Source organism: Francisella noatunensis subsp. noatunensis (assembly GCF_009823375.1).
In the GTDB taxonomy this organism is placed as follows: Bacteria; Pseudomonadota; Gammaproteobacteria; order Francisellales; family Francisellaceae; genus Francisella; species Francisella noatunensis.
The window spans coordinates 1-6,815 of sequence record NZ_WBSX01000103.1 but is presented as its reverse complement, the minus strand read 5'-3'; the positions used below and the strand labels follow the sequence as shown (position 1 = coordinate 6,815).

Below are 6,815 nucleotides of genomic sequence, written 5' to 3'. Positions count from 1 at the left end.
TAGCTTTTTAACTTTACAGGATAGCTTATGATTATTTGAAGTTCTGCGGCTTTGATATAGCTTCTGTGCTATCTCAGCATTATAGTCACTATTTATACTAGTGCGATTAAGTTCCTTTTTTATAGCTGTTTCACTATAGCCAATTTTATTGGCTATTTGAGATGTTTGGTATCCTAATTTAAGTAATTCTTCTATACAATATCTATTTGAAAGAGTTAAGTGCTTTGGCATTTTTTAGTTCCTTATCGTTTATTTTAGTTTCGTCAAAACCTAATAAACTATATTTGGAACTCTCTTTCAACTATTTAAAACTTTCAGAATACAATCTAGCAAATATTATTCTTGAGAAAACTATTTCACCAATAATTGGTACAGGATTGTCAAATCAAGTAATCAAATATTTTTCAAGAGGCTTAGAAAAGAAATAGATACCATTAGTTTTCTATATTTTTTAGCGATTAGTAAATCTTACATTGATTGGTTCACTAGGTTTAAGTGTTACACGACCTATAGGCATTACATCCTTTGTGAGATTTTCAAGCCTATATTTATTGATGATAGTACTTAGAATTAGTAATGATTCTTGAAGCGCAAATGCTGAGCCTATGCAGACTCTATCGCCTTTTCCAAATGGCATATACACTGGACATACATTAGAGGCCTTTTTATTGTAAAATCTATATGGATTAAATTCCATAGGATTATACCATTTGTCTGTATGGCGATGCTGTATCCATAATGGAATTATTATTTCATCACGCGGTTTTACGAGATTTTTGTTGTACATTACAACATTTTCACAACTTTGCCTTAGTAGTCCTACTACTGGTGGGTAGAGGCGTAAAGTTTCTTCAAATACAGCAGTCATCAAAGGCATACTTTTTAGTGAAGAATATACTATTTCACCATTCTCAAGAGAATCTTGTACTTCTTGATATAGATCTTCTTGTAGTTCTTCACTTTGTGATATTAAATATAAAGCCCAGGTTAGTGCAGTAGCGGATGTTTCATGGCCTGCTAAAAAAAGCATACATATTTGTTCATTTAGATCTTTCTGAGAAAACTTTTTACCAGTTTTTTCATCAGTTTTTAAGATTAAATTGCCTAGTATATCATTGTGTTGACTAGAATCATCTGTATGATATCTTTTGGCTATTTCAGGATAGAATTGGTTATGTATTTTTCTTACATATTCTCGTTGTTTATATTTTAGATATGGGTATGAAATATATTTGTATGGACTATTTAGTAGATATGAAGTTTCTTGATATAGATTAAAGTCATTAAATAGCTTAATAGCATTATCATATGAATAATCAATAGAAAAAATCGTGCGAAAAATAATATTAGCTGTGACATAAGTATTCATAGAATCTATTGCAATAATATTGGAATCCTTAGACTTATTATCAATTAGTTCTATAAGAGCTAAGGTTGCTTCAGCCATTAGTGAGAAGGTCTTTTTAGGCTGTAAAGCCGCAAATGACTTGTTCATAATGTTTCTTTGGAAGCGCCATATGTCACCATTTGTAGTGAAGATACTATTACCTAACAGTGGACTCAAAAGTTTGTGTAGGTTTTTGCTCTTAGGATATCTCTCGTAATCAGATAACACGTCTAGGACATATTCATTAACGCATAAAGATATTTCCTTTTTGCCAACTTTTTTTTTGGGATACCCCATTTTCATTTTATAGTGTCTTTCTTTATAGAATTCTATAAAAGATTTAGCCTTAAGAAGTTTTCTTAGCGGTACTTTTTCATCAGTATAATATGGGGGGAATGGTGCATGGATATTATAATTTTTTTCTTTAATCTTATTCATCATTTATATATCGTAGTTAGTTATAGGTTTTGTAGAAGTCAAAATTTTATAAAAATTTAGAGTATTATCGGGTATATCACCACTCATAATGTATTGAAAGTGTATTATAAGAGGGTTTTGTTTTAGTTTGGTATATGTATTTTGGTTGTACATATTAAAGAATCTACTATTCTGACTTGTAATACCTAGATTTGCAAAAGCTTTTTCTGTATTTAGCATAGACGATACAGGGTCTGCAGGAGAGTATATATCTAGCCATATGGTTTTAGCCTGTTGAAGTCTAGGTATTATATTATCTCTATAGTTTTGCAGATGCTTTAGGTTAATGTATGCAGGTATACAGTGACCTAAAGTTATAATTTTGATTTTTTTAAAATATTCAATAGGAAGTATATTTAGAATAAATATTAGTGGATATCCCCCAGCAGAGTGAGAGATTATTATATATTCATCATGATTATTTGCATCTATAATCTCCATTATTTTGCTAGCTTGATATTGAGCATTATCTATAAAGTAATTTTGATACTTATTTGAGAAATAAACTAGAGAAATAGAACTCTGTACCCATATTTTGATCTTATTAGGTATGATTTTTTGGATAATCCTTTTATATGAAAATATTATAAAAGATGCTGTAATTAACATAATAATAGCATATATATATAGTTGTTTAATAAGTAGTATGGAGATGACCAATAGCAAACAACCATAAATAATCAGATCTATAAAGACTAGAGATATAAAAAAACTTTGATACTTATAAGGGGTGATATTTTTAAGAGCATTCTTGTTAGATATAATAACCACAAAGGATACAAAAGCAGCATACCAAGTTTTTAATCTAGATTTTTGGTATATTTTTTGAATTATATCTATCCAGCTCAAAAGGAATAGGTCACTGTTAGCATTCTTTGATTTGATCTTATACTCTAAGTTATTGGTTTGTGAAAAAACAGCTTCAAGATGATTATTTTTAGAGAATTTACTTAACTCATTTTTGAAAACTCTTTTATAGAATTTATCTCCTCTTGGGTCAAATCCTGATATATAAAAAACCGCCCTTTTCATCAAACTATGATCTACTAAAAATAATAAAAATTATAACATTATTATTAATCTATTTCACTTCTATAAGAGCTTGAATATTTTTAGACTATATTCCAATAGATTTTCAACAGAGAGATCTTGTTGTATGTTATGAGAGCTATTTGTTGAGTTTGTGATGGTAATATAATTGGTCATGTATGGTTCTATTTGAGAGAGATTCCAGTTCTGAACATTTGGTTTATGGTCGCCATACCATATTAGCATACTATCTTTATTGATATGTTGCTCTAGTGATTTTAACATTTGTGTGGCTTTGTAGTTTAGGTCAAGGTATACATTAATTTCATCATTATTATCAGCATTATAGACTCGAGGATCTTTACGTGGTAGCGTATATGGACCATGTCCAGCTATTGTGATCACAAACATAAAAGTTTTTTGATCTGAATGTTTATCTAAGTACTGCTTGATATAGTCAGTTAGTTGAGCATCTGGAGTGAAGATGTCAATTTTATCAAAATAAGATTCATCAATAAACTCATCAAAACCAAGGTGCTTGAAAACTTTTTCACGGTTAAAAAACTTTTTATTAAAAGGGTGTATTACTACACAGTAATATCCAAGTTTTTTTAGTTGTTTGATGTAGCTTTGGGTTATATTTTTATATGCTTTTCTGTAAGGATTAAAGCTAGCATGTCTTAGTTGGCTATTTGCAATACCAGTCAAAAATGCAAATTCAGAACGCATTGTATATGCCCCATAGCAAGGAACTTCAAGTTTTCCTAAGCTATATGCATGGTTATCATTGGAGAATTTAAAGTCAAAGATTTGATCTGCTAAAATATATGATTCTGACTGCACGGCAATGATAGTTTTAGGTGGATTTTCTATATTGAGACTAGGAGATTCAAGCTTTGTAATTTTAATCCTATTACGATATAGATATATTATGATGGTCATATACATACCGAATTGTGATATGCACTCATCAAAAGAGAGCTCTCTACTTATAGAAACAAGTCTGTATATTATGATATTTATTGCTATGAAAAATATAATATTAGTAAGCCAAATATAAATATCAAAGCTATCTAGCCATATGTAATTGAGATAGAGTATCAGTCCGGTCGCACATAATACACTAGTCGCGAGTGTCCAGAAGAGTACTGCTCCGACAAAAGGGATATAAAATTTAGGAAAGCGAAATACCTGGCTATACAAAAAAAGATCTTCGTACTGAAAGCGTTCTTTTAAGATTTTATACTTGGCTGAATCTATAGCTAAAATCACAGTTAGCAATACTATGCTAATGATTAGACAAAGGATGGGGTTATATATAAATATGCCAATCAAACAATATATCCAAAAAAATGCTAGAAAATTATAAAAGCCTAGCCTTATAGACTTATTTATAATGGTTGCTAAGATAGCAATAGATATTATGATTACAGTACTTGACATACTATTTCTTACCATATCCTGATACTATCATAAACCAGTCAGCAAGCTTATAAGGAAGGATGCTCTGTATTCTAATAGCTAATTGTAAAATCCATGGAAAACGGATGTATGCTTTGCGTTTATTGATACGCTTATAGATATAGTCAGCCGCTTTTTGTGTGGGTACAAGAAATGGTTTCGGGCGCATAAACTGTCTACTCATATCAGAATCTACAAATCCCATTGTGATTACAGATATTTTGACATTACTTTTGTGACAATATTGGCGTACAGACTCTGCATAGACTCGAAGACCAGCTTTGCTAGCACAATATACTGGCGAGTAGGCCATACCATAGTATGAAGCGAGCGAAGAGAAGTAGACTATTTGACCACAATTTTTCTTAAGCATTTTGGGGAGTAGAATATTTGTTGCTGCAATTGCACCATTAAGGTTTATTTTAAGTAGCTCATTAGCGTGATCTGTATCTTCAAAATTATCATCAATTACTGATGTGATTCCGGCAGCATAAATACATAAGTCTATATTTTGTTTGGTAGTGATATTATTCAGAGCTACTTTTAATTGTTCAATATCTCCACAATCACAAATATTCAGGTTGATAGATTGTGCTCCTAAATCTCTACACATAGAGCTAACTTCTTCAAGGTTTTGTTGATTGCGTGCAATCAGGGTTAGAGATGCTTTGCTTTTAGCATAACTCATTGCTAGATGCTTACCTAGGCCTCTAGAGGCGCCAATTATTAAAACATTCATGCCTCTAATTTCCTAAAATTTTGTGTGTTACAAATGGTACTGCAATACTAATACCATGCTTACTATAAAAACCACCATTAAATTGGTTATGATCAAGTAAATACCGTTTAAAATTTGTAACGATTACTTTATCAGGTTTTTGTGGATTTAGCCAAAAATTATCTAGAGATTGAGTATCTGTTAATCCATCAAAATTATATATTGCCCTTCCAAGTGCTTTTGTAGGTTTTCCATGAGCTAGAGCTTGCAAGCCTACCGTACTATTTATCACAACCACTCCAAGGGAGTTATCAATTAGTGTGGGCAGATGACCACCATCTAGTGTAATTATCCTAGATTTTATACTAGGATATTCTTTTAGTTTTTTGTGAATATGTTTTAGTGGATTGACAATTATTGTGTCAAAAGGATGAAGCTTAAATACTAATAATGTATCGTTGCTAGCACTTTCCGCAAAGCTTATTAAAACTTCATCAATCATCTCTAAAGTGGATTCATACTTTGAATGTTTGATAATTTGGTAATCATGGCTGAGTTGTAGTGGTACCAAAAAGAATTTTTTATCTATTATTTTTTCTAGCTTACTCTGAAGACTTAATCTATCTGTGAAAAATTTCTTGCTAAATCTAATGATCCAGCCGAGGTATTCGCGGTATATTTTTGCTTGACGATGGTGGATATAATTCCTAAAACTAAAAGGAGATAAACCATTTTTAAGATGGTAGACTAAGTCCCACTTTAAGCGTACAGATATAGGGTTTTGGGTGCGTATGAGTGGGTAGTTGCGAACAACTTGATAGTTCTCGTAAAAACTTTTATCTGATGGAGTCTGGTTGCGAGCATTAGCATATCTGTTATGCTCTAGTGTAATTGTGTCAGGACGAATATAGCCTTCTTCAAATACCCAAAAATCAATATTAAGTTTCTTTGCAACCTTTATAGCCTTAGTGTGATAGGGACGACAATCCCCTAGTAGGAATATATCTGTTATTTCTAAATGTGCTAGTTCTTTTGTTATGAAGCGCTCAAAGTCTTTAAACTTTCCCCTATAATCAATGGTAGAAAAATCCCACCATAAACTATCACTTTCGCAAAGTCTTAGTTTATGTACACGATGATAACTTTTGCGACAAAATTCATGAGCTAATTCATTAAAAAATGGTGAAATAGGTCCCTGAAGAAACAAAAAACTTCTCGAATGAGGAAATATATTCATGCCTACTATCCCATACAAATGTCACGACCATGAGACAGTATTTTACCACTGTTTAGAATTATTATGTAGATCTTATTTAATCATTTGGTTTTTATTAAGAAAGCCTAAATGGGTTTGAAAATGAAATGTTTTTAAGTCATAATATTGTGCTAATTTGATAGTGTACCTATCAGTAAATGATTTTTTAAATTAAGAGAGTTTTTATGAAAAAAAGGGTTCTGGTTTTAATAACGTTGATGGGAATGATATTTACTCAAGCAAATGCAACTGACCCATTATCGGCGGCTCAAAGCTCTATGAATGCAATTACAAGACAGTTTACAACTGGGCAAGGGGGCAGCATCTAAACAGACTGATGACCCGCAGCTTGATAAAAATGCTGGCTTAGCGTCAGTTACTGCGATGAATCAGGGAAATGGAATGGAGGACAAGGCAGGTTCACAGTTCTCTAATAAGGTTATAAATGATGATTTTGTACCACAATTAAATAGTTTGCAGGTATTTGG

Annotated in this window: 7 protein-coding genes and 1 pseudogene; 2 read left to right on the top strand and 6 right to left on the bottom strand. The window is 31.6% G+C overall.

The window, feature by feature from the left end; genetic code table 11:
- Positions 1 to 231, bottom strand: a 231-nt coding sequence (locus F8C69_RS08165; RefSeq protein ID WP_159183792.1) for a helix-turn-helix domain-containing protein, incomplete at its 3' end; no start/stop codon positions are given.
- Between F8C69_RS08165 and F8C69_RS08160 the strand changes: the two genes are divergently transcribed.
- The gene (locus F8C69_RS08160; RefSeq protein WP_236352407.1) at positions 225 to 428 is read left to right on the top strand and encodes a hypothetical protein; all 204 of its coding nucleotides are present in this window, start codon (positions 225 to 227) and stop codon (positions 426 to 428) included. The two genes, F8C69_RS08165 and F8C69_RS08160, sit on opposite strands and share 7 nt — an antisense overlap.
- A 23-nt stretch (positions 429 to 451) precedes the next feature.
- Here F8C69_RS08160 and F8C69_RS08155 read toward each other — a convergent pair whose 3' ends face one another.
- The 5 genes from F8C69_RS08155 to F8C69_RS08135 form a co-directional block, all read right to left on the bottom strand.
- Positions 452 to 1,828 (bottom strand): cytochrome P450, encoded by a 1,377-nt coding sequence (locus tag F8C69_RS08155; protein ID WP_234384162.1) that lies wholly within the window; start codon positions 1,826 to 1,828, stop codon positions 452 to 454.
- The gene (locus F8C69_RS08150; protein ID WP_159184838.1) at positions 1,829 to 2,896 is read right to left on the bottom strand and encodes a hypothetical protein; all 1,068 of its coding nucleotides are present in this window, start codon (positions 2,894 to 2,896) and stop codon (positions 1,829 to 1,831) included.
- A gap of 60 nt (positions 2,897 to 2,956) precedes the next feature.
- The gene (locus F8C69_RS10770; protein ID WP_234384163.1) at positions 2,957 to 3,835 is read right to left on the bottom strand and encodes an LTA synthase family protein; all 879 of its coding nucleotides are present in this window, start codon (positions 3,833 to 3,835) and stop codon (positions 2,957 to 2,959) included.
- A gap of 502 nt (positions 3,836 to 4,337) precedes the next feature.
- Positions 4,338 to 5,093: an SDR family NAD(P)-dependent oxidoreductase gene (locus F8C69_RS08140; protein WP_159184837.1), complete on the bottom strand. Its 756-nt coding sequence runs from the start codon at positions 5,091 to 5,093 to the stop codon at positions 4,338 to 4,340.
- Between the two features lie 4 nt (positions 5,094 to 5,097).
- The gene (locus F8C69_RS08135; protein ID WP_159184836.1) at positions 5,098 to 6,309 is read right to left on the bottom strand and encodes a capsular biosynthesis protein; all 1,212 of its coding nucleotides are present in this window, start codon (positions 6,307 to 6,309) and stop codon (positions 5,098 to 5,100) included.
- A 300-nt stretch (positions 6,310 to 6,609) separates the two neighbouring features.
- Here F8C69_RS08135 and F8C69_RS08130 point away from each other — a divergent pair.
- Positions 6,610 to 6,815, top strand: a pseudogene (locus F8C69_RS08130) (hypothetical protein); the annotation flags it as partial.

Coding starts and splice junctions, on each gene's coding strand:
- F8C69_RS08135 (WP_159184836.1), bottom strand. CDS start 6,309: ATGAATATATTTCCTCATTCGAGAAGTTTTTTGTTTCTTCAGGGACCT.
- F8C69_RS08140 (WP_159184837.1), bottom strand. CDS start 5,093: ATGAATGTTTTAATAATTGGCGCCTCTAGAGGCCTAGGTAAGCATCTA.
- F8C69_RS08150 (WP_159184838.1), bottom strand. CDS start 2,896: ATGAAAAGGGCGGTTTTTTATATATCAGGATTTGACCCAAGAGGAGAT.
- F8C69_RS10770 (WP_234384163.1), bottom strand. CDS start 3,835: ATGACCATCATAATATATCTATATCGTAATAGGATTAAAATTACAAAG.
- F8C69_RS08155 (WP_234384162.1), bottom strand. CDS start 1,828: ATGATGAATAAGATTAAAGAAAAAAATTATAATATCCATGCACCATTC.